This is a genomic window from Endozoicomonas sp. (assembly GCF_965196975.1).
Lineage (GTDB): Bacteria > Pseudomonadota > Gammaproteobacteria > Pseudomonadales > Endozoicomonadaceae > Endozoicomonas.
Map to the genome: position 1 here is coordinate 1,044,928 of NZ_OZ239981.1, position 23,257 is coordinate 1,068,184.

The window sequence follows — 23,257 nt, forward strand, 5'->3', positions numbered from 1 at the left end:
ATGTTAAAGAATCAGGCTAACCAAAATCAGCCAGCAGAGTTGCTGATTTATGATGTGATTGGTGATTGGGCAGGACTTTCCGCACGACAACTGGTTCATGACCTGAAGGATCTGGATGTCAGTGAGATTACGGTTCGCATCAACAGCCCCGGTGGTTCCGTGTTTGATGGCATTGCCATCTACAACGCCCTGCGTCATCACAAGGCACATATCCATGTAAGGATTGAAGGGCTGGCCGCCAGTATTGCCAGCGTCATTGCCATGGCGGGCGACACCATCCATATGGCGGCCAATGCCCTGATGATGATTCATAACCCGTTTGGTTGGGTCGGCGGTGATGCCGAAGAGCTGCGCAAAGTGGCGGATATGCTGGACAAAACCACGGAGGTGATTGCCCAGACTTATGCGGCCAACTGTGGGCTGCAGGTCAGTGAAATCATCAACCTGATGAATGAGGAAACCTGGTTTACGGCCAGTGAAGCGGAAGGGCATGGTCTGGTGGATGTGGTGGAAGAAGCGGTGCAGCTGGCAGCGCACTTTGATCTCAGTGTCTTTAACCATGTGCCTAAGCCATTACTTCCTCCGTTCATTCCACCTTCTGAGCCGGAAGATGAAAATACGTCGGCTCATGCATTGGTGGTGATGTCATTGTGTAATAAAGCCGGTTATCCGGAAATGGCGGAAGACTTTATCCGCACTCATCAGGGGATCGAAGACGTTCAACGTCGTCTTGCTGAGTGTGAAACCATTAAATCTCTGTGTGCTGCTGCCCAGACTACTGAGCGTGCCGCTGGCTTCATCCAGTCAGGCAAATCGGCAGAGCAGGTTAGAACGGCGTTATTTGATCTGCTGACAAAGGAGGATTGCGTATTGGATAACACGTTAACTCCAAATCAGCAGAGTCAAACGATTAAGCCCCTTGTTGATACCCATGCTGTTTACCGGAAAAGAAACAGCGCAATGTTTCCAGTGTCAGCTTGACGTTATGGGCTTTGAAAGAAATCGAGTAGGTCCAACTGAAACTGAAATTCAGATGACCTCTCTTTTAACGAGGGTCCCAGATGCTTTCGTTGATGACCACACATCCAGCAGGAACAGGTGCAAGGCGTATCAACGACATGCCCCAGAGCTGAGTTATCCAGATTTCCCTGCCAATAGTGCTTTCTGTTTTTCTTTAAACGGTTACGGTGATGCCTGCGTATGGAACGCTGGTAGTTTTTCAAAATCGTTATCCCGATAAGATTGCTCTCTTCGGGTAGCCTCTCCTTCAAGAGACCACCCACGTAGCAAATGGGATAACAGGTAGTGATCATTCATGATCATGGATACAACCCAGTTGTGTTTGAACAGGAATATATCACAAACACATGCCTCATTAGATAGCTTGTTGCTTTACCTGATAAACAACCCTCAAAGGAACTGAAACCATGCCTGTCATGACAGAGCCGGTGCACGCTGGCGAATTTATCGTGTCCGAAGGAAACAACAGCATCAGCCGGGAGAAGGCTGAACTGGCGGCGAATCTGACGCTGCTGCCCGGCACCGTGTTGGGTAAAAACACGGCCACCGCAGTTTATGGACCATTGGACCCAGCGGCAGATACTGGACTGCAGATGGCCGCCGGTGTGGTCTGGGATCATGTCAGCACCGATGCAACCGGTGGGGAAGCGGTCATCATCGCCCGACTGGCAGAGGTGCATCAGGACCTGTTGGTCTGGCCGGATGGCATCACTGCAGAGCAACAGGTCACGGCCACCGAAGAGCTGGCTTCACTGGATATTATTTTACGACAGGGAGAGCGCCCATGAGCCTGCTGGATATTTTCAATGACGATGCCTTCAGTCTGACCAGCCTGACGGCCACGCTGAACGATCTGCCCTATAAGCCAGGACGTATTGGTGAGCTTGGACTGTTTACCGAAAGTGGCATCAATACCACCACCGCCATGGTGGAGTCCCGTAACGGGGAATTGATTCTGTTGCCTACCTCGGAGCGCGGAGCGCCAGCGCCTCAAGCCAAGGGTGGTAAGCGGAAGGTGCGCAGTTTTGTCATCCCTCATATCCCTTACGACTCCACCATTGTGGCGGATGAAGTACGGAATGTTCGGGCTTTTGGCTCCGAGAGTTCTCTGGAAGGGGTAAGGACGGTGGTGAATCAGCGGCTATCAGAGATGAATGCCAACCATGAGGTGACTCTGGAGCATTTGCGGCTGGGCGCCATCAAAGGTCAGATTCTCGATGCCGATGGTAGCTCAGTCATTTATGACCTGTTCCAGGAGTTTGGTGTCAGCCAACAGACGCATACCTTCAAGTTCAGCGATGCAACCACTGACGTGCGCATTCAATGTGTGAAGCTGCGCCGGAAAGTGGATCAGGCCCTGGGTGCCCAACCCTATTCAGGGCTGAGGGCGTTCTGCGGTGCGGACTTTTATGATGCCCTGGTTGGCCACGACTATGTCAAAGATGCCTACCACCGTTATCAGGACAGTGCCTTGCTGCGCAATGACCCCAAATCCGGGTTCCGCTTCGGTGACATTGATTGGGAAGAGTATCGGGGCCAGGTGGGCAATATTCCCTTCATCAAGGCTGATGAGGCGTATGTGATTCCGGAGGGCACCGGTATCTTCCGCACCTGGTTTGCACCGGCAGACTTTATCGAAACGGTGAACACCATTGGCTTGCCGAGGTACGCCAAACAGAAAATCCTCGACTTCGACAAAGGTGTCCAGCTGCACACTCAGTCCAACCCGCTGCCGATCTGCCTGAAGCCCCGGGCGGTGATCCAATGCAAGATGAACTGAGTGAACTGAACCGGCAGTTACTGGCTACCTTTGGTCAGCCGGTGATGGTCTTTCGGGGAGCCTCTCTTTTCTCAGAAACCCGGGGCATCATCTCCAAAGCGTTGGTGCCTGCCGGTCAGTATGAAGCGGTTTTGCAAACGGTCACGTCCATTACGTTGCCAGCGAGCCTCAAATTGCAGCGTGGCGATGAAGTCCAGTCAGCAGATCAGCAATGGATAGTTGATCGGAAACTGAAAGACGATGGTCAGCTGACCTGGTGGGGGCTCCATGAAGCTTGATCTGGAGCTGGACAGCACCGTTGATGAACTCATTGAACAGTTCGATCATGCGCCTGAGAAAGTCAGCAAAGCGATTGCTCGATCACTACGCAAGCTCTCCCGGTTTGCCGAACGGCGAATATTGCGGGAGTTGGCCAGACAGCAGAGTATCTCTCAAAAAGTGCTGAAATCCCTGGGGCGGGTGAGAGTATCTCTGTATCAGCCTGGCGATCGGGCAGGGCAGAATTACAGCCTGATCATCTGGATAGGGGCTTTGGATATACCGGCGCATTATCTGGGCAATCCCATCCAGACCAGAAGCGGTGTCCGAACCGGCCGTCGTTTTTGGGAGGGTGCCTTTTTGATGCGCCCCGTCAACGCCACTCACTCCATGGTGTTTGAGCGGAAAGACACCTGGCAGCATAAATTCCAGCGTTCCAAAAAATCGGGTCGTATGATGTGGATGGGATTGCCGTTGGAAAAGAAAGCGGTCTCAATCTGGAGCTCGGCCAGTACAGTATTACAAAAGCTGGAACCAGTTTTACTCGACCGGTTCACTACCTTGATGGAGCAGGAGCTCAACTATGCCTTCAACATCGAGTCCTGAAGCCAGAATTGTTGAAGCGCTGGTTTATCGCCTGACGGAAGTCACTCCTACTGTTTTATTGGGTTTCACCGCACTGGGGGTGGATGAGGAACTACCCAAGCCTGCCATTCTGGTTCAGTTGGAATCACTTCAGGAGCAGGGGCGTCAGGGGAGTCGGGTCAAGATGCAGATGAGTTTGAATATCAGCGTTGTCATCAAAACGAACGAAGAAAGCACCTATGCCCTGATGGATCTTACCCGCTCAATTCGAGAGTTATTTTCGATGGGAGAACGATGGGTACCAGAAGCCCGAAGTACTCAGCTCAGCGAGGCCCAGTTTGATATTGCGCCAAGCAGTGCTCATCTGTCATTTGCTGATCTGAAACTACAGATTGAGATTGTGGTGTGATGAAGCGAACTGTCCTGGGATCGCAGCGCCGCTAGATCCGGCAGAAAGCCCCATAGAGCGCAAGTCGCCTGCAGGCCGTCCCCGCAGACTTAAGGCAGGACAGTTCTGCGACAACAATACCACCTTTCTCTGAAATCACAATTGCACAACAATAAGGAGATAAACTCATGTCTACGATGGATCGTAGCTTTATTGGCGCAGGCAGTATTCATATCCAGCCCTATGACCTGTCGGCACCCTTGTTGCCGATTGGCAATGTCAGCGAGTTTACCTTCAGTTTTGAAGAGGATCGCAAGGAGCTGAAAAACTACCTGGGTGGCGGAGGTAACCGTAATGTGATCAGTCGGGTGTCGGGCATTACCGCCAGTGTGGTGGCTCATGACTTTACGGCGAGTAATATTTCTCTGGCATTGCGGGGGACGGTCAACCAGGCAAGCACTACTGCGATTACCGATGAGCCATTGGTTAGCCATGGCGTAGCGGATGAACTGATTCCGTTTAAACGGCTACCGGACCTTAATCAGTCCATCACGGTCAAAGACAGCCTGGATACTACGCTCGTTGCTGGTGATGATTATGAACTGACTCAGTCTGGCATCAAGGTTATTGACGGTGGTGGTATTGATAACCTGGGGATCAAGGTCAGCTATACACCACTACCCGCCAATATGGTTCAGGCATTGGTGGAGTCTGGTCGAGAGTTTGTGCTCTTTATGGAAGGCCTGAACGATGCCCAGGAAGGGCTGCCGTTTAATATCCGGTTGCATCGGGTCAAGTTCTCACCGGTTCAAAACCTCGGCTTTATCTCCGATGACTTTGCCAATATTCCTCTGCAGCTGGATGTGCTGTCGGATCCTACCATTACCGGCCAGGGCTTGAGTCCGTTTATGCAGCTGGATTTGGCCCAATAACCCTCCGAGTGTCCTATGCCCTCCATCAAAGAATCCGCGCTTCGGTTGGTGCTGAAAGCGCGGGATACCCTGTCACGTCCGGTTAAGCAGTCAGCCGCCTCCCTGGAATCCCTGCGAGGGGAAGCCCAATCCCTCAAGAGTCAACTCACTGAACTGGAAAAACAACAACGGTTGCTGTCGTCTTTCCAAAAGCAGACATCTGCTGTTCGTGAGGCTGGCCGGGCTTTTCGCGAAGCTGAGACGAAGGTTGAACGGTTGGCCTGGGAATATCAGCAGGCAGAGAAACCCACAAAGACTCTACAGCGCAGGCTGGAATCTGCCCGTAAAGCGGTGGTGTCAGCTAACCAGTCTTACCATACGCAGCGACAGAAGCTGGCTGAGTTGCGCAAAAGTCTGGGGCAGACGGGACTTTCCAATCGCCAGCTGGCCCAACAGCAGGAGCGGGTTGCCCAGGAACTTCGGGAAACGTCAGCGGCATTTCAAAAAGCCAGCAATCGGGCTAAGGAGGCCTCCAAGAGTTTCAGACGCTCTGGGTTAAAGAGCATCAGGAAGGATGCCGAGCAGGCATCGTCGGGTATTGGTCGTCTAACCAGAAGATTCGCTGGCTTGATCGCGGCAGGTGCAGGCCTGTACACCATCAAACGTGGCATAGAGTCCATCCTGACTACGGGCGATAAGTTTGAGCGCTTGAGCGTTCAGCTGGAAGCCATTATGGGCTCAATGGCTGAAGGTGAACGGGCGCTGGCCTGGATTAAGGACTTTACCCGCAGCACGCCATTCCAGTTGGAAGAAGTCTCTGAAGCGTTTGTCCGGCTAAAAGCCTTTGGCCTCGACCCCATGGATGGCACCATGCAGGCCATTGTCGATCAGGCTTCCAAACTGGGCGGCGGGATGGAGCGGCTGAATGGCATCACACTGGCCGTGGGTCAGGCCTGGGCGAAACAGAAACTTCAGGGAGAGGAAATTTTACAGCTGGTAGAGCGTGGCGTTCCGGTGTGGGAATTGCTGGAAAAGGCTACCGGCAAAAATGTGCAGGAGTTGCAGAAGCTGTCGTCTGCCGGGAAGTTGGGGCGGGATACTATCGCTTTGCTGATTGCCGAAATTGGTAAAAGTGCTGAAGGCGCAGCGGCCAACAATATGAGCTTGCTGTCCGGTTATGTCAGCAACCTGAAAGACAGCTGGCAGCAGTTCCTGGCTGAAATTGCGGACAGTGGTGCTCTGGAGTACACCAAGAATTTGCTCGGGTCGATCACCCTGAAAATAGAGGCGATGAATCAGGACGGTCGCTTGCAGGCTCTCGCGAAAAAGATCAGCGATGCTTTTATTGCCATGGGCGAGGCCATTCAATCGGCGCTGTCTGGCCTTTCTTTTGACGGGTTTGTTTCAAAGGTAGAAACCAGCTTTGCCACCCTCACCACGGTGATGGATAAGCTGAAAACCACCTTTACGGTAACTGGCAATACCGTCACTTTCTTTTTCAACAGTTTTACGCTGGCGGTGAAAGGTTTTGCGACCGCATTTCTCTATACCATCGGAGAAATCATCTTCGGATGGGGAAAGCTGGCGGAGGTTGTGGGAGCTGACTCCATTGCCAAAGAGATGCAGGCAACGACGGAGTACCTGCGTTCTCTTGGTAAAGAGTTTGCCAAACAAACCGGTGAAGATGCCAATGCCGCCAAAGACGCATTGGTGGGTATTTACGAAGCCCTTTCGAAAAAGCATGAACAGGCACAAAAAGACATTCGTCGTGAAAGCAAGGTGACCTGGGATCAGGTACGAGAAGAACAGGAGCGTTACCGGGCAGACGTTGAGCAGACTGGCAAAACCGCAGAGCAAGCAGCAGAGACCACCAAAGCGGCGTTTACCGATGCTGCGAATGCCATCAACCAGATCAACGCGGCTGAAACCCGCATCGAATTAGCCAGCCTTGGTGTGGCACTAGCCGAAGCCTTTTCTGCCGGAACACTCTCACAGGAAGAATATACCCAGGCACTGGAGGCCAGTCGCCAGAAGCTGGCGCAACTGAAAAAAGAGGCGGAAGGCACAAGCCAGAGTATTGATAGAGTCACCGAGGCTGGTGAGCAACAAAACAGAGCTCTTGAAGATACCGCTTCCATTGCCGGAATCATGGCCGGTCATTACAATACACTCACCGCAGAATTACAGGGCATGAGTGGTGCGGCGCACGATGCCTTTGTGGCGGTGAATGGCGTGGGCAACGTCAACACTGAGCAGGCGATCAGCAGTATTGCTGAACTGAAAAGTCAGCTCGAAGAAACCAGAGAAGAGCTCAACAAGCTAAAGCACTCCTATACCTTCGATGTAACCGGCATAAGTAGTTGGATGAATGAAACTGCGAAAAATGCTGCCTATGTCAAAAGTCAGTATTTAGAGCAGAAGATCGCCCTCGAAGAACTGTTAGAGAGTTATGAGCTCGGCGGCTCTACAGCGAGAAGCTTTATCCGTCAGGGTGAGCGAGCCGCTGATACGATGAACCTCCTGAACAATCAGGATTTAGACCGCCTCAACAATGCTATTCGCTCGGCAGAGCAAAACATGGCCAGCCTTGGGGAGAGTTCCCGTAATACCCTCAACAGCCTGCAAGATGAACTGGATGAATTACAGGGCAGGCAGTCGGATATTGAGCAACGGCGTTATCAAACGCAGCGTGACGATCTGAAGGCACAGCAGGCCGAGGCTATCGCCAAAGGGGATCAGGAGGCGATCAAGAATATCACTTCTGCCCTGCGGATCAGTGAGCAGATTTACAACGAACGTATCCGGCAGGCCAACAATGAAAAAGCCCAAATCCTCCAAGAGAGCCAGGTGAGTACGTCGGCACCAACCACCCGAACCACACAACCGGCTCCACAAAAAATTATCCGGCTCGAATACCCCGGCGGTGCGGTCAATGTCGGCATTGATTCAACGGATGAAATTAAACTGCTGGAAGCCCTGAAAAATGCAGGCATGAGGACGGTCTGATGATACTGGATACCATTACCCTCCCGGACGATCTGCTCTGGATCAATGAGTTTGAATGGAACCCCGTCGAGCAAACCACCGAGCGAAGCCTGACCGGGGCTTTGCTGGTTCAGGAAGGGCAACTACTATATGGCAGGCCAATCGTTCTCTCTGGCAATGGCGAGGCCGGTTGGGTATCCCGGTTGACGGTCAAGAGCCTGTTTGCTCTCTCCAAAGCAGCCAATAAAACCATGACGTTGACGCTCCCAGATAACCGACAATTCTCCGTTATCTTTGATCGGTCGAATGGTGCTCCTGTTGAGGCACAGCAGGTTTTACCATTTGCCTACCCAGAGGACTGCGACCATTACCATCTTAAAGTTAGATTAATAACTATCAAGCTTGAGTGAGAAGAACTAGCTTTGATGTGCTTTAGTCTGCATATGTTTTTTAACATGATCTAAACGTGTAAAGCTTTTATGACATAATTCACATTCATAAGGTTTTTCTTTTGTATGTCTTGATCTGGTGTGTCTATCAAGCTGGTGTTTATCTCGAAAATAACTTTTCTCGCTGCATTCAGGATAGCTACATCTGTATTTTGATATTGGTTTATGGATAAATAAGTGTGTTTTTAAACCTGATCTTTTTTTGAAAGCCTTTTCGCACCCATCAAAATCACATCTGAAAGGTCTATCACTTGATTGTGATAAAGCAAAGCTGTCAGATGTAGATGAAATAGGTTTGGATGAATACAGTTGATTCCATTTAACGGATCTTAAATCGTTGGTTTCAACTTTGACATTGTCAAAAACACAGTCGCTAGAAAAAAAGATGGCATCAATCAAGTCTGAGTTTTGTTGAGGGAATGTTGATGAAAGAAGGCCTGATGGAAATGGATCATTTATTTCTACGGAACGACCATTGTTTAATAATAAAGATTGAGAATTTTTAGAAGTAGCTCGACATCTTTCTGGGTCCAGAACATATAAATCTAATTTTGTTGATCCAGTAGAAGTATTTGATTTAAACATTTTTTAAGTTAATTAATTATTGAATTGTCGAATAGCTGAATAAGAGTACCTCTTTTTAAAAAAAGTTCCTCCCTTTCACAACTCATTCTCCAAGTATGTCAACCAAGCATAAGGATTTGCTATGGCTATTACCAATAGCGACGTAAAACTCTTCGAAAGCCAGCGCCTCACCGATGAGGAAGACGGTGGCGGTCGGGTTACTGGCAGCGAGGTCATTGATGGCAACGTCAATAACCTCTTTCAGGATATTTCCCGGATCGACCGAACCATTGGTGATGTCGCTCTGCGTAAAGCATTTATCGGTATCAGCAGGGTGCTCTCTCTGAATGATTGAAACAATAGTGCTCTATTTTCACAGCTACTATGGGAACACCACTCATAATAGTTAACTGTCATGCCCGCTTCTGTTATTTCCAGCTCTACCAAAAGCATCGTTTTGCAAATTGAAGTTTCTATAGATTCAGGCAACATGCTGAATCTTGAAGATAGTTTACAGCGTGCACTCAATGAAGCCGGGCAGCTTGGAACAAAAGAGTTATTGGGGCTATTTGAATCACCCAATAAAGAACCTATCGTCGTTAATCAGCAGAAGTGGAACTACAAAGGAAAGGTTCTTAAGCACTATGAAACCTTATACGGTCGTATACCTTTGGAGCGCTCCGTATATCAGGGTGTCAGAGGTGGCAGTACTCTGGCAGCACTTGATCTTCGTGCCGGTATTATTGGTTCAGCTACCCCCAAATTTGCCAAGTCTATCGCCTGGAAATACAGCCAGATGCCAGCGCCTGCGGTAAAAGAAGATTTTGAGACCAACCATCAAAGGACGCTTTCAAATTCTTATATCAAGCATTTATCGGACAGAGTAGGTGCATTAATTGAAGACCAGCAAGACACTCACTACCACCTTCCTCCACTAAAAGAGCCTGTTGAAACAATAGCCATTGGTCTGGATGGAACCTGCATGCTGCTTTGTGAAGAAGGCTGGAGGGAAGCCATGTGTGGGACATTGAGCCTATATTCTGCAGATGGAGACAGGCTCCACACGATATATACAGCCAGTTCGCCAGAGTATGGTAAACAAAGCTTTATGAGCAAGCTCGACGAGGAGATTGCAGATCTAAAACGACTCTACCCAAATGCCACATACATCGGGGTAGCTGACGGGGCTAGAGAAAACTGGAGTTATTTGAAACAACATACCTCTGGGCAGATACTCGATTTTTATCATGCATCTGAATATTTAGCTGGAGCAGCGGAAGCACTGTTTCCAACCAGTAAGGCGAAGCGACACCAGTGGCTTGAAGACAGGCTACATAGTTTGAAAAACAAGCGTGGAGCAGCCAAAAAAATCCTTCAGGAAATTGAATCAGCCGAGCTCCCGAAAAAGACAATCGCACTGACAGAGAAGCGCTACAAAGCTGTGAGCTATTTTACAAACAATCACCAGTTAATGAATTATCATCAGGCGCTTAAACGCCATTGGCCAATAGGTTCAGGAGTTACTGAAGCGGCTTGTAAGACTCTGGTAAAGCAACGATTATGTGGTTCTGGAATGAGGTGGAAAGCAACAGGAGCGGAAGTGCTTTTGACAACAAGAGCACTGATCCAGAGTAAGGGGCGCTGGGAACAACTTTGGTCTGAGTTCATGACTGGAAAGGTTGAAGCTAACCTATGAGTCAGTTATCAAATTGAGAGAGCACCCTATCAGCACCGATAACAATGACATTTATCTCGGCAGTCATTTGATCCTGACCGAGCCTCCTAAGGATAAGCATGTCAGTGTTTTGCTATTCAATACCGACAGTCAGACCGATGAGCGTTTGGATGCCAGAGACAGAATAGAAAGCTATGTTGTCCCCGGCATTAAGGCATCTTGGGAACTGGTAGGCGATCAGCTGGAAGGTCAGCGTACCATTGTTGGTTATCAGCGGGAGGAATGGGCGGTTCCTGAAATTGGCGAGGTCTATAAGCTCACCACTCCCGATGGGCTAACGAGCCAGTTTGTTCGTATTACTGCTGTTGACCATTCGGTGGTCACGTTTACCTATCACAACGGTTCAGAGTACGTCGATTTTAACCGGCGTAAGGTAGAAATGGAGATCAGTGCTCCGTTAGTAACAACCTTTGTCGGAGCGCAGCCGGTCCCCGGAGAACCCGAGGAAGAAACCAGTTCCATTTATGGCACACAGATAGCCGATACCTCCCGTTATTACGGCATTCAGCCATTGAGTGCCAATGTGACCGCTGGCGACTTAACGGTTAAGTCTAAAACGGTTTATGCGCCACTGGTGCCGAGTGCCAAGGTCGAAAGCCCGTTGCTCGATCAATACGGTGGCTATACCGGGAAAACGATGGTGGCCACCGCTGGCACTACCCGTTCGGTCAGCTGTCGTTTTGTGCATATTACCGGCAACCAGAGCCGAACTTATGTCCAGCGTGGCGTTCTGCCTAAAACGCTTTCTCTGTCGCTCGATGGCGGCACTTTTGAAGATGACGGTGCGGGTCATCTGCTCCATAAAAGTGGGACCAATAATTACAGCAAGCTAACCGTGGATTATGACCTCGGGGAGATTAATGTCTGGCGAGCGAGCAGCTATACCATGGCCACCGCCAATGCGACTTATCAGCCAGCCGTTGCCATTACCGGGACTGCGATCAGTGGGGCTATTCCAATCACCAACCAGAACCGGGGCTTTAACTACACCCTGAATATGGCCGAGGCCAAACCAAGGCCGGGAACATTGGTGGTCAGCTATATCGCTCTCGGTAAATGGCAGGACATTCGAGATACCGGCGCTGGCCAGATGGAAGGCTCTGGTTCTGGAACCATTATCTTTGCAACGGGTTCTGCTGCAATCACTCTGGATGCTTTGCCCGATCCTGACAGTGCTATCGTTTTCAGCTACGTGGCGCAGAATGATGATGAGGTGACAATCAGAACCGGCTCTGTGCCTGTGGATGATATGACCTTCCGGCATACCGTCGAGAAACCCGGCATCAAACCCGGCTCGATGACGGTGACGTATGTTTCCTTCGGTGAGAATAAAACCCTGACTGATCAGGGTAACGGCCTGCTGATTGGAGACGGCAACGGTGCCATTCATTACGCTCCCGGCGAGTTGAGCTTTAAGCTGGATTTTCTGCCCGACAGCGGCACCGAGATTCAACTGACCTATGAAGAAGGCACCAGTGCCGGTGGCGAGGTGATTGTTTCGGTGGATGGTCAGGGCGTAATGAGTGGCACCATTCCCGGTGCTCCCTTGCTCCCAGGTTCTATTCAGCTGCAATTTCTGGTCGAGCAGTTGTCCAACGTACCGAGCGAAACCAGGAACGAGGATGACTGGACTACCTATGAAACCACCCGGAACGTGGCCAAGCAGATTAGCGACGATACAACGGGTGGTTGGCGGGGAGTCACTGGCAGCATTGATTACCAGACCGGGGCATTCACCATTCTGGCATTGGAGCAGTACACCTATCCTGAATACGTCATCAAGCAGACGTTTAATGGTTACGTTCGAAAGCTGGACGTGACCAACACCTCCAAAACCCAAACCTTCAACGGCAGCACCATTACCGCCATTGCACAGGCGAGCAACCTCGCCCATGCACCGTATAACGAGAACATTACCTCACCAGAACTGACCATTGATCTGTTGCCCTTGATGGACAATACCGTCCTACTCCCCGGCAGCGTGATCTTTGAATGGAACGGTGAAACCTATTTTGATCGGGACGGTTCGCTCTATAAAAACCTGAGCACCGAAACCAATGCCGGGGTTCAGGTAGGCAGGGTTGACTACAGCGGTGGCATGGCGACATTGGCGAGCTATCCAGAAGGGTCGGTCAGTACTGCAACCATTCAGGCAGCGGCCACCGTTGGCGTTGGCTTTAAGATTGATGCGGTCGCCTTCCGAACGCCCGGTGCTCCGATCCGTCAGGGCAGCTTGCAGCTAACGGCGGTTCGGGTGGATAACGGGGACATTATCACGGCAACGGCGGATTTTAATGGCGAGTTCAATACCGCAGAAGTGGTCGGAAAAATCGACGTAACCACAGGCTGGTGTGAGCTTCAGTTTACCGATGGCACTGATCCTATTTATGTTATCCCGCAGAGTGTTCGTTATAACTGCGTGGTAGAAACCAGCCTGCCGCTCGATGCGGAATTGATCGGGCTCGATCCGGTTCGTCTCCCTCCTGATGGACGGGTCCCTATCTATCGTGCCGGGGATATTGTAGTCATCAGCCACACGGCAAGCACCGATGCAGGTACACCAACCGCCGGTCAGGTGATTAACCTGGCTCGTGACCATCAGGCAGAAATTGTCGTGGAAGACAGCAGCGGGGCTCAACTGGCCAGCGATCAATACACTGTCGATAGAGAGGCTGGAACCGTTACCTTTGCCGATCCGTTGAGCCTGATTGATGCTGGCAGCAGCCCTCTGACAGCTCCATTTACCATTAAGGATCGGGTTGAGCATATGAGCGTTTTAAGTGACGTTCAGATCAATGGTGATCTTTCTATTATCTCCCCGGTGCCTTGGGATTTACCCGCCTCCGAAACTACGGTGAGCAGTGCAGTCGTGTATGGGGACCTTCAGGCGAGAGTAAAAAACTTTTTCAGCCAGAAGGTATGGGATAACGGCGACCCGAACTGGACGGATCATCGGGAAGGGGATCAGACCACCGCCCAATACAACACCATTAACTATCCCGTGGAAGTGACCAACAAGGGAGCCATCTATGGCAAGTGGGCGATCATCTTCACCAGTGGTTCAGCCTTTCAGATTGTTGAAGAAAAGCTCGGGATCATCGCAACCGGCAACACCATTGCTGATGCAGCGCCACTTAACCCGGAAACGGGTGTGCCTTTCTTCACTATCCGGGCTGATGGTTGGGGAACTGGCTGGGCAGCCGGTAACGCTATTCGATTTAATACCGATGGTTGCCTTGCACCTATCTGGATTTGTCGGACGGTTCTCGCTGGTCAGGGGACAGAAACCAACGACGATTTCACGCTACAGATCAGGGGGGATGCTGACTAATGGCTGGAATATGGTTTCCCGAAGATAACGTTGCAGGAAAGCTATCTACGCCTCGAATTTATGCTGCAGATAATGAGGCGTTTAATTCGTCTGTTTCAGAACTTCATTTTGTAATGACGTTGATTTTGCATGAGTCAACGGCGACAAAAAGTGTTCCGCTTTTAAATGTATAGGACTTTCGCATTGACAGGCAGCTGTAAAAATTGCTAGATCAGCAAAAAATAGCGGATGTCGTCGTGCGTAGAAAGATAACAAGACCTACAACAGCTGGGTGTGATTTGCCGAAATATACAGGGTTTCTATTGTGTGAGCCGAAATCAGCAACCTGTACTCGCCTTAGTGAGATCGGAGATATGTCACACCACAGCGTTAACCGTTTTCTACAACGTGAAGACTTTGCTCCCAATGACCTTTTCATGGAAGTAGCCGCAAGGCTGATTCTTGATGGGGGCACGCTATCGGTTGATGATACGGTGCTGGATAAGCCGTACAGTAACTACACGGCATTCATCGGCTATCATTACTCGGGCAAGCATCATAAAGCCGTCAAGGGCATTAATCTCATAACGCTCTATTACACCGATATCAAAGGCTATAGCCTTCCTGTCAATTTCCGTATCTATGACTCTGCGGACGGAAAGTCCAAAAATGATTATTTTCTCGAGATGCTGAAAGAAGTACTTGTATGGGGCTTACGACCTGCATTTGTTACGGGGGATTCCTGGTATAGCAGTGCCGCAAACCTGAAGACTGTGAAAAACAACGGTCTGGGTTTTATGTTTGCCGTTAAAAGCAACCGTACTGTTTCTATCCAAAAGGGTGACTACCAACAAGTGCAGAGCCTGGAGATTCCTGAAGAGGGAATAACCGTTTGGCTACGTAATTTTGGTTCTGTGCGTTTGTACCGGACGCGGCTAAAAAACGAGCTGCGCCATTACGTCGTCTACACACCCCATGCTGGATCAGAGGTATCACCACAGGTAGGCTTTAATGAACTTCACCTGCACCATTGGGCGATCGAAGAGTATCACCGGGCGCTGAAACAACTCTGCAGTATTGAGCGCTTTCAGGTGAGAGGAAAGCAGCAGGTCAGGAACCATATTTTTGCCTCTATCTTTGGGTATGCCTGCCTTCAGGCCAAGAAAGTATCTGAATCTCTCAGTAGCATCTATCGCGTTAAGAATGATGCGCTCAAGGATGCTATTTGGGACTTCATTAAGAGCTTCTCTGATGGTAAAGACTGGCTGAGACCATCTTTTATCAGAGCTGTCAATGCGTAAGTTCTAATGTAGATGGCTTCGCAACGTCAAATGGTAATTCTGTTTATCGGACAGACATTTGGGTTGAAAATGGGGTTTTACATTATCGAACGGAAAGGTCTAGTGATGGTCGTGTAGGAACAAAGGGAGAATCAACTGCCCTATTGCCGACAGGTGTGCCTGTTGAAATCGTAATCACTATGAATGCGAGCCGGAGTTATACGCCTGATAAGTTGGTCATGCACATCAATGGCACACGAGATACCGTTGTTAATTTACAATCAAGTAAAAACTATACCTTTCCCTGGTATAGTTATCAGGAAGTTTCACTGGGCTACGCGTCTAAGACGAATACCTTTGCAGCAGGTCTGTTAATCACGGACTTTCACTTATCCAATATTTATAACTCATCGCCAGTAAAAAATGCGTCCGCAATTAGTACCTATCAGACGATATGGAACTCTGATTTTGAGAATGTGGCTGAACCTCTAAAAGTCGCTACCCGGCGCAATAACATAGACAGCAGTCTAACATGGGCTAATACCGATGATACAAAGGTCATCTGGACTGATGGTAATGCTATCCCTTCAGCTGGTGGTGGCGGTGGTGATGCCGGAGCCGGGGGGATTATCATTCCCGGCAATGGCAACACCACACAGGTTCAGGGTGTCATTACAGAGAATGATCTTTTTGTTGCCCGAAGAGTTATGGCTATTACCGAGGCGCAGTTGGCAGTGACCGATAGCGAATTGACCAAGCATGCTGTTCTCGATAGCACTGTCAGCAGCGATGTTGATGGAACCTATACCTTGGATACCAGCCCTTACGAGGGCGCAGTAATAGTAATGGCAACGGACGAATACGGCTCTGTCTGGCAACCGGATACAGCCTATGTTGTCGGTGATGTTATCAGGCCTGCAAACTTTCAAGGCTATGTCTACCAATGCACACTCGCTGGCACCACTGGCAATACAGAACCGGTCTGGTGGTACGAGACTGATACGAGCCAGACGATAGGTACTGCTCAATTCAAAGCAAAACCGTTTAGCCGTCCACTGGTACACGGTCCAATAATCCCAACCATCATTCCTGCCAGCTGATAACGATGGCTTACCTACCAAACAAAGCTGATTTCATTTTCGGCCTCGATCCTTATGTGCCGGTTACTGATTTCGCTTTCTATCCAGAAAAGAAATACGCCTTTGTCACACCGCCTTCGGTCGTCAGTGTTTACCAAGGGCGGTGGGATACCGGCCTCAGTAGCCAGCAGAGCAGTCTGGTGGCCTATGGCGTAAGTTTGCCCGTTAGTCGTAGCCGGACACAAACTAGCCAGCAGGCAACGCCTTTGAAAGCCTTGCCAATGGGGCTATTTTGGGGGGAGGTGACTAAAAAGAGTGCCGTTGTCAGTTTTAGTCATGGCGTGTCGGTTGCCAAACACAGTTCAAAAAGTAGCCTTTGGAAACATACCAACCTGCAGGATGTTAAACACTCGCAACGTTGGGATCACTCAATAAAGGCTACTGATGAGAGTGCAGTTGATCGTTGGCAAACAGGCAGGCCTGAAGATCGGAAAAAGCAAAACAGTATTCGCCGTGTTGATGAATTTAGCCCTCCGCACCAGGTAGACAAGTTCGGCTATCTGATACCGGGAGCAAGCATGCTTAACTTCCGTTTTTCCGGTCAGCCTTATTCGCCCGAAGCGACTCCTGCGGTTTACTTCCGAATGGGACGCAGGATTGAGGCCAAGGTTATTCAGCCGAGGGATAGTAAACGTTCCTCTATCTTCCAAAGCAACCGAGCCGAGGATCAGCCAGTTATCCTGCCGTGGGGCTTCGGCCAGAAAGCCAAGGATGAGAGCGTAACCGGCAACTATGGCGGCGAGACAGACCCGGACATTGTGGAAAAGCCGGAGCCAGAGCAGCCAGAGATCAGGGAGAGTTATCTGCTTATGAACGTTATCACCACCGTCGTATTGCCTGCCCTGACACCGCTCGAACTGCCCTCAATGGAAATCAGTCTGGATATTGATAGCTTCTCATGGAGCTTTACCGGAGAGCTTTGGGGCGCTTCCAATATCGCACTGGTGGAACCGGACGAGAACGGTCCGAAGCAGATCGAGGTCGATATCAACGGCTGGAAGTGGATCTTCATTATTGAGCGTTACAGCACAAACAGACGGTTCGGGGATGAGCGTTACACACTCTATGGCAGCAGCCGAACGCAGCTTTTGGCATCGCCTTATGCGCCACAGAGAAGTAAGAGCAACAGCGCCAACCTCAACGCTAAACAGGCCATTACTGAAGAACTGGCGAATACCGGCTTCACAGCTACCTATCCCGACCTGAACGACTACAGCACACCGGATTGGATCATGCCCGGAGGCTCGTTCAGCTATCAGAACCAGACCGCAATACAGGTTGTGGCCAAGATAGCCACAACAGCTGGATCGGTGATCATCCCAAGTCGTGATAACGACCAGGTGAGCATACAGCCACGTTATCCTGCCAGCCCTTGGCACTGGAACACAGCGACGCTGGACAAGATCGTTCCGGCGAGCATGGTCATTAGTTTAAGTGCCAACTGGCGGCCAGAGCAGGCTTACAATGCGGTCTATGTTTCCGGGACGAATGCAGGCGTGGCGGTCAACGTCAAACGAACCGGAAGCAATGGCGATAACCCGGCTCCCGATATTCTGGAAGACTGGCTCACGGAAACGCAGGTCAATACCGAGCGAGGCCGAAATGAGCTGGCCAAGGGTGGCCACCAGAGCATTACCACCATTGAACTGCCATTGACCGATACCAACACGGCACCCGGGTTAATTGAGCCGGGGATGCTGGTGGAAGTTCAGGATACGCTATTAGGAGAGAACGGAAACTGGCAAGCCCTCTGTCTGGCTACAAATATCACGGCTGAACGAAGCAGAGTCATCCAAAGAGTCCAGCTGGAAAGGCACTATTAGGCACCTGCACACCAATGGCTGAGTATCTTGCGTTGACGATTGAATAGAAGTGCCCATAGCGATTAGGATACTACTCTGTATAATGGCGGAACGTTAAAAGTGTGATTTATTTTTTATGCAAAGATTTGATGTTCCGGGCGTAATAGCTCGCCATATCCTTCATAAGTGATAACAAGCTTCTAGCTCCACCGCCTTATCACAAGGCACATTGATTATTAAATTACAGGATATGACTATGTCTACTACTACCGGTACAGTTAAGTGGTTCAATGAAGAGAAAGGTTTTGGTTTCATCGCTCAGGAAAACGGCGGACCAGACGTGTTTGCTCACTTCCGTCAAATCATAGGTGATGGCTTCAAAACACTGACAGAAGGTCAGCGTGTTGAGTTCAAAGTAACTCAGGGTCAGAAAGGCCCACAAGCTGAAGATATTCGACCACTGTAATGGTCGAGACTACAATACTGTAGTTTCCAACCTCGCATAAAATGAGGTTCAGAAGGGCAATGCTTTCGAGTATTGCCTTTTTTTTGCTTTTCTGAAAAGCAAAGGGATAAGGAACGATGGCAACTACCAATATCGGGCAACAGTTCAAAGCGCTCTTACCTAAAGGCTCCCGAGTAGTCGCCTTTATCAAAGCCAACAACGGTAATGGCATCAGTCAAGCAGAGTTAAGGGATAGTTAGTAGTCAGGGTGAAGGGGAGTCAGTAGGAGTTGGGCTAAAAGCATTTGTTCAGGATGGGGAGATAAAAGGTACTGCCCCGAGCTCGGCGGGGTATGAGGTAGAAGTCTAATCAGGTCTTAACTCCCCCAACATTAGACAAAATGATAGTAGTCACAGAAAGTAGCCCGCATGAGTTCCTTCTTCCATTCGCTTAATAACTATTGAGAAGTTGTATGGTGGCTAGAGAAAGGCATAGCCTACTTACTCTCAAAATTCTTTAACGTTTAGTGGGGTGCTCTCTCAATTTGATAACTGACTCATAGGTTAGCTTCAACCTTTCCAGTCATGAACTCAGACCAAAGTTGTTCCCAGCGCCCCTTACTCTGGATCAGTGCTCTTGTTGTCAAAAGCACTTCCGCTCCTGTTGCTTTCCACCTCATTCCAGAACCACATAATCGTTGCTTTACCAGAGTCTTACAAGCCGCTTCAGTAACTCCTGAACCTATTGGCCAATGGCGTTTAAGCGCCTGATGATAATTCATTAACTGGTGATTGTTTGTAAAATAGCTCACAGCTTTGTAGCGCTTCTCTGTCAGTGCGATTGTCTTTTTCGGGAGCTCGGCTGATTCAATTTCCTGAAGGATTTTTTTGGCTGCTCCACGCTTGTTTTTCAAACTATGTAGCCTGTCTTCAAGCCACTGGTGTCGCTTCGCCTTACTGGTTGGAAACAGTGCTTCCGCTGCTCCAGCTAAATATTCAGATGCATGATAAAAATCGAGTATCTGCCCAGAGGTATGTTGTTTCAAATAACTCCAGTTTTCTCTAGCCCCGTCAGCTACCCCGATGTATGTGGCATTTGGGTAGAGTCGTTTTAGATCTGCAATCTCCTCGTCGAGCTTGCTCATAAAGCTTTGTTTACCATACTCTGGCGAACTGGCTGTATATATCGTGTGGAGCCTGTCTCCATCTGCAGAATATAGGCTCAATGTCCCACACATGGCTTCCCTCCAGCCTTCTTCACAAAGCAGCATGCAGGTTCCATCCAGACCAATGGCTATTGTTTCAACAGGCTCTTTTAGTGGAGGAAGGTGGTAGTGAGTGTCTTGCTGGTCTTCAATTAATGCACCTACTCTGTCCGATAAATGCTTGATATAAGAATTTGAAAGCGTCCTTTGATGGTTGGTCTCAAAATCTTCTTTTACCGCAGGCGCTGGCATCTGGCTGTATTTCCAGGCGATAGACTTGGCAAATTTGGGGGTAGCTGAACCAATAATACCGGCACGAAGATCAAGTGCTGCCAGAGTACTGCCACCTCTGACACCCTGATATACGGAGCGCTCCAAAGGTATACGACCGTATAAGGTTTCATAGTGCTTAAGAACCTTTCCTTTGTAGTTCCACTTCTGCTGATTAACGACGATAGGTTCTTTATTGGGTGATTCAAATAGCCCCAATAACTCTTTTGTTCCAAGCTGCCCGGCTTCATTGAGTGCACGCTGTAAACTATCTTCAAGATTCAGCATGTTGCCTGAATCTATAGAAACTTCAATTTGCAAAACGATGCTTTTGGTAGAGCTGGAAATAACAGAAGCGGGCATGACAGTTAACTATTATGAGTGGTGTTCCCATAGTAGCTGTGAAAATAGAGCACTATTGTTTCAATCATTCAGAGAGAGCACCCTTGCGATGGTGGCTAAAAATGTAGTATTTGCTGACTGGCTTTTTACCACTCCGGCTATAATTATTCAGCCGTTAACGGGGGTGTTGATGATATATCTGTCAGGCTACCCCTTTTCTGCCCATTGGCTATTAGTGTCGCTGGTTTTGTACATTTTTATTGGCTTCTGTTGGATTCCGGTCGTTTTTATCCAGCTAAAGGTAGCTGCTCTGGCCGAGCAAGCATTATTGGGCAGCCGCTTATTAATGACAGAGTGGTCATATAGACACCGACGCTTAATGAATTGGTGGTATGGTTTAGGGGCTCTGGCATTCATTGCTACGATAGCTGTTTTCTACTTCATGGTGTTTAAACCATTTTCCCTGTTCTAATTTCTGCATTTGATGATGAAACGCACTTACCTTTCTTTTGGAATTGTCTTATGGTGGACTCTTTCCGGCTAACAAAGGTCCAGGAGCTGTCCATGGCACATGTATCGTACGTTCCTCCCAGGGTGTGGGTTTGGGAAAATGAGAATGGTGGCCAGTTTGGTGGAATTAACCGGCCAACTGCAGGTGCCCGTTTTGAGAAGCCGCTTCCTGTTGGCACGCATCCGTTCCAGCTTTATTCACTGGCCACGCCTAATGGTGTAAAGGTAACCATACTGTTTGAAGAGTTGCTGGAACTTGGAATCAAAGAGGCAGAGTATGATGCTTTCTTGATTGAGATCATGGAGGGAGATCAGTTTGGTTCAGGTTTCGTGAATATTAATCCCAATTCTAAGATTCCAGTCATGGTAGATCGAAGCAATGGTCATGAGGTTCCTGTGTTTGAATCAGGAGCCATTCTTTTGTACCTGGCGGAAAAATTTAATGCTTTTATTCCAGAAGAGCCTGCAAAGCGCGCGCAGTGTCTTTCGTGGCTGTTCTGGCAGGTTGGCAGTGGCCCGTTTCTGGGTGGCGGCTTTGGTCATTTCTATGCCTATGCTCCAGAGAAATATCAGTACCCTATTGATCGCTTTGCCATGGAGGTTAAGCGTCAGCTGGATGTACTGAATCGGCATTTGGAAACGAATACTTATGTCTGTGGAGATGATTACACCATTGCAGATATGGCCATCTGGCCATGGTATGGGGCCCTGGTTGATGGAAAATTGTACGAAGCTGCAGAGTTCCTTCAGGTGGACGGTTATCATAATGTTGCACGATGGTCTAGAGAGATAGGGCGTCGTAAGGCGGTACAAAGAGGGAAAATGGTTAATCGGACTTGGGGAGAACCATCTGAACAGCTGCGAAATCGTCATGATGCTTCGGATTTTGAGCTTAGAACTCAGGATAAACTGGGTGATTTAACATAAAGAGATTGGCTTTTTAAATTATAGCCAACTAGTTTTGGAACGGCGCATACGCCGTTCCTTTATCGATCTTTTATAGAAATTAGAATATGAAATTAAAGTATTGCAACTGATAATAGCTCTTAATGAGACGCTTCTATGATCAGCTATTTATTAATTCTGTCTTTCTTATTATAGAGCTTTCTAGTTTTCTTTAGAAAATGGCCTATTCTTCAAAGTCTAAAAAAACTGATATTAACGTTCTGAATGGGTTAGAATAATGAAGTTTCTAAAGATTGTTTTTCTTTTATTTCCATCTATTGTTTTGGCTGCAGGCATCGGTTTTGAAGCCTATAATCCTCCCACATACCCCAGTGCCCCCCCTATGTACCCGCCGCTTCCATACCCTGCTGAGCCACCGCCCGCGTATACACCATCTGATTTTACGCCCATTACAAGTTGCTCAATTTCACCGGGAACGTATCGTTTTGACGCATACAGTCAGGTAGTTGCTGAAAATATTCGTGTGGACAAAATTGTTGTTTATTTAACAGTTAATGATGCAGGTTTAATGTCTTTAAGGCTTAAATTGAAGCCAAGAAGAGGCCGTGAGGAACAGTATCTGGTTATTCCTTACCGAAACTATTCTGATCTTAGCAATGTTTGTAGTGGTGTTAATTTTAATTTCAGATTTGATAAGATCAGCGTCTATGGGAAAACGTTATCGGGTCATATTTATGGTCATATGACCAGTAGTGGTAGCAGAGGTAATGTTCATCTTTCAGTGGATGGTTTACTGGAGCGTCGTGATACTTCATGGAATTCAACCGCGACGATCAGTCTCTCAAGCCAGAAGTTTGAATATGTGTACTCTTATATGAAATAAAATAAAGCCATGGTTTACAGTCAGGGATGGCTTGTAACCTCGTATTCATATCAGAGAGTATTAATGACAGCGTTATTTATTCGGCAGAGAATTTACTGAGAATCTCCATCGGGATGATTTTAAGTGTGCTGATGTGAGTGGATGCTAAAAATACCGGCGGTGCCACTTTAGCTTCAAAAGCCTCGCTCCAACGCTTGGCGCAAAGGCACCACCGATCACCTTCTTTTAATCCGGGGAAACCCCATTCGGGCTTTGGAGTGGTCAGATCATTGCCTTTTGATCGTGAAAATTCCAGAAAGTCGACCGTCATTAATGCACAGACGGTATGCATGCCAATATCCTGCTCAACCGTATGACAAAACCCATCTCGAAAAAAGCCGGTCGCTGTTTGCAGGCAACATGGTTTTAATGGCTTGCCAAAGACATTTTTCTGTGTGGATTCTGGTGTGATCATAGTAATGAGATGTTGAACTTCAGAACACTTCATCAAC

24 protein-coding genes are annotated in these 23,257 nt (G+C 48.8%); 21 read left to right on the forward strand and 3 right to left on the reverse strand.

Translation table 11 applies throughout. The annotated features are described in order from the left end of the window. The 9 genes from ACOCLE_RS04720 (at window position 1) to ACOCLE_RS04760 (ending at window position 8,337) form a co-directional block, all read left to right on the forward strand. Window positions 1-981 (forward strand): head maturation protease, ClpP-related, encoded by a 981-nt coding sequence (locus ACOCLE_RS04720; RefSeq protein ID WP_419535726.1) that lies wholly within the window; start codon window positions 1-3, stop codon window positions 979-981. Between the two features lie 446 nt (window positions 982-1,427). Next, a complete protein-coding gene (locus ACOCLE_RS04725; RefSeq protein ID WP_419535727.1) occupies window positions 1,428-1,808 on the forward strand; it encodes a head decoration protein in 381 nt (126 codons plus the stop codon). Beyond that, window positions 1,805-2,800, forward strand: a complete 996-nt coding sequence (locus tag ACOCLE_RS04730) for a major capsid protein (protein ID WP_419535728.1) — start codon at window positions 1,805-1,807, stop codon at window positions 2,798-2,800. Before ACOCLE_RS04725 ends, ACOCLE_RS04730 begins: the two co-directional genes overlap by 4 nt. Then, on the forward strand, window positions 2,785-3,078 hold the full coding sequence (locus ACOCLE_RS04735) for a hypothetical protein (protein ID WP_419535729.1): 294 nt from the start codon (window positions 2,785-2,787) through the stop codon (window positions 3,076-3,078). Before ACOCLE_RS04730 ends, ACOCLE_RS04735 begins: the two co-directional genes overlap by 16 nt. Then, window positions 3,068-3,664, forward strand: a complete 597-nt coding sequence (locus tag ACOCLE_RS04740) for a hypothetical protein (protein ID WP_419535730.1) — start codon at window positions 3,068-3,070, stop codon at window positions 3,662-3,664. The genes ACOCLE_RS04735 and ACOCLE_RS04740 overlap by 11 nt, the downstream gene beginning before the upstream one ends. Continuing rightward, a complete protein-coding gene (locus tag ACOCLE_RS04745; RefSeq protein ID WP_419535731.1) occupies window positions 3,642-4,052 on the forward strand; it encodes a hypothetical protein in 411 nt (136 codons plus the stop codon). The genes ACOCLE_RS04740 and ACOCLE_RS04745 overlap by 23 nt, the downstream gene beginning before the upstream one ends. A gap of 167 nt (window positions 4,053-4,219) precedes the next feature. Then, a complete protein-coding gene (locus ACOCLE_RS04750) occupies window positions 4,220-4,963 on the forward strand; it encodes a hypothetical protein (RefSeq protein ID WP_419535732.1) in 744 nt (247 codons plus the stop codon). A 15-nt stretch (window positions 4,964-4,978) separates the two neighbouring features. Then, window positions 4,979-7,948 (forward strand): tape measure protein, encoded by a 2,970-nt coding sequence (locus ACOCLE_RS04755; RefSeq protein ID WP_419535733.1) that lies wholly within the window; start codon window positions 4,979-4,981, stop codon window positions 7,946-7,948. Further along, window positions 7,948-8,337 (forward strand): hypothetical protein, encoded by a 390-nt coding sequence (locus tag ACOCLE_RS04760; RefSeq protein WP_066016823.1) that lies wholly within the window; start codon window positions 7,948-7,950, stop codon window positions 8,335-8,337. Before ACOCLE_RS04755 ends, ACOCLE_RS04760 begins: the two co-directional genes overlap by 1 nt. A 6-nt stretch (window positions 8,338-8,343) precedes the next feature. Here the strand turns inward: ACOCLE_RS04760 and ACOCLE_RS04765 are convergent, their stop codons facing one another. Further along, a complete protein-coding gene (locus ACOCLE_RS04765; protein WP_419535734.1) occupies window positions 8,344-8,961 on the reverse strand; it encodes a C2H2-type zinc finger protein in 618 nt (205 codons plus the stop codon). Window positions 8,962-9,082: 121 nt separating this feature from the next. Here ACOCLE_RS04765 and ACOCLE_RS04770 point away from each other — a divergent pair, with 121 nt between their 5' ends. From ACOCLE_RS04770 to ACOCLE_RS04810, 9 genes are all read left to right on the forward strand, one after another. Continuing rightward, window positions 9,083-9,295, forward strand: coding sequence for a hypothetical protein (locus tag ACOCLE_RS04770; protein WP_419535735.1), 213 nt, complete (start codon window positions 9,083-9,085; stop codon window positions 9,293-9,295). Between the two features lie 60 nt (window positions 9,296-9,355). Then, on the forward strand, window positions 9,356-10,636 hold the full coding sequence (locus ACOCLE_RS04775; RefSeq protein ID WP_419532972.1) for an ISKra4 family transposase: 1,281 nt from the start codon (window positions 9,356-9,358) through the stop codon (window positions 10,634-10,636). Beyond that, entirely contained in the window at window positions 10,620-14,006 is a 3,387-nt protein-coding gene (locus tag ACOCLE_RS04780; protein ID WP_419535736.1) for a hypothetical protein, read from the forward strand. Before ACOCLE_RS04775 ends, ACOCLE_RS04780 begins: the two co-directional genes overlap by 17 nt. Then, entirely contained in the window at window positions 14,006-14,179 is a 174-nt protein-coding gene (locus ACOCLE_RS04785; protein ID WP_419534728.1) for a hypothetical protein, read from the forward strand. The genes ACOCLE_RS04780 and ACOCLE_RS04785 overlap by 1 nt, the downstream gene beginning before the upstream one ends. Window positions 14,180-14,242: 63 nt before the next feature. Then, window positions 14,243-15,286, forward strand: coding sequence for a transposase (locus tag ACOCLE_RS04790; protein ID WP_419533005.1), 1,044 nt, complete (start codon window positions 14,243-14,245; stop codon window positions 15,284-15,286). 143 nt (window positions 15,287-15,429) lie between these two features. Next, entirely contained in the window at window positions 15,430-16,365 is a 936-nt protein-coding gene (locus ACOCLE_RS04795; protein WP_419535737.1) for a hypothetical protein, read from the forward strand. Window positions 16,366-16,370: 5 nt separating this feature from the next. Beyond that, window positions 16,371-18,227, forward strand: coding sequence for a hypothetical protein (locus ACOCLE_RS04800; protein WP_419535738.1), 1,857 nt, complete (start codon window positions 16,371-16,373; stop codon window positions 18,225-18,227). 235 nt (window positions 18,228-18,462) lie between these two features. Further along, window positions 18,463-18,672: a cold-shock protein gene (locus ACOCLE_RS04805; RefSeq protein ID WP_066017351.1), complete on the forward strand. Its 210-nt coding sequence runs from the start codon at window positions 18,463-18,465 to the stop codon at window positions 18,670-18,672. 116 nt (window positions 18,673-18,788) lie between these two features. Next, window positions 18,789-18,911, forward strand: a complete 123-nt coding sequence (locus tag ACOCLE_RS04810) for a hypothetical protein (protein WP_419535739.1) — start codon at window positions 18,789-18,791, stop codon at window positions 18,909-18,911. 296 nt (window positions 18,912-19,207) lie between these two features. On the opposite strand, the gene ACOCLE_RS04815 is transcribed toward ACOCLE_RS04810, so the two are convergent. After that, window positions 19,208-20,488, reverse strand: a complete 1,281-nt coding sequence (locus ACOCLE_RS04815; protein ID WP_419532972.1) for an ISKra4 family transposase — start codon at window positions 20,486-20,488, stop codon at window positions 19,208-19,210. On the opposite strand from ACOCLE_RS04815, the gene ACOCLE_RS04820 reads away from it, so the two are divergent. The 3 genes from ACOCLE_RS04820 (at window position 20,487) to ACOCLE_RS04830 (ending at window position 22,766) form a co-directional block, all read left to right on the forward strand. Then, a complete protein-coding gene (locus tag ACOCLE_RS04820) occupies window positions 20,487-20,939 on the forward strand; it encodes a DUF2269 family protein (RefSeq protein ID WP_419535740.1) in 453 nt (150 codons plus the stop codon). The genes ACOCLE_RS04815 and ACOCLE_RS04820 overlap by 2 nt on opposite strands. A 92-nt stretch (window positions 20,940-21,031) precedes the next feature. Next, window positions 21,032-21,904: a glutathione-dependent disulfide-bond oxidoreductase gene (yghU, locus tag ACOCLE_RS04825; protein ID WP_419535741.1), complete on the forward strand. Its 873-nt coding sequence runs from the start codon at window positions 21,032-21,034 to the stop codon at window positions 21,902-21,904. Between the two features lie 256 nt (window positions 21,905-22,160). Continuing rightward, entirely contained in the window at window positions 22,161-22,766 is a 606-nt protein-coding gene (locus ACOCLE_RS04830; RefSeq protein WP_419535742.1) for a hypothetical protein, read from the forward strand. Between the two features lie 76 nt (window positions 22,767-22,842). Here ACOCLE_RS04830 and ACOCLE_RS04835 read toward each other — a convergent pair whose 3' ends face one another. Next, window positions 22,843-23,220, reverse strand: a complete 378-nt coding sequence (locus ACOCLE_RS04835) for a DUF2237 family protein (RefSeq protein WP_419535743.1) — start codon at window positions 23,218-23,220, stop codon at window positions 22,843-22,845. Between the last annotated feature and the right edge of the window lie 37 nt (window positions 23,221-23,257).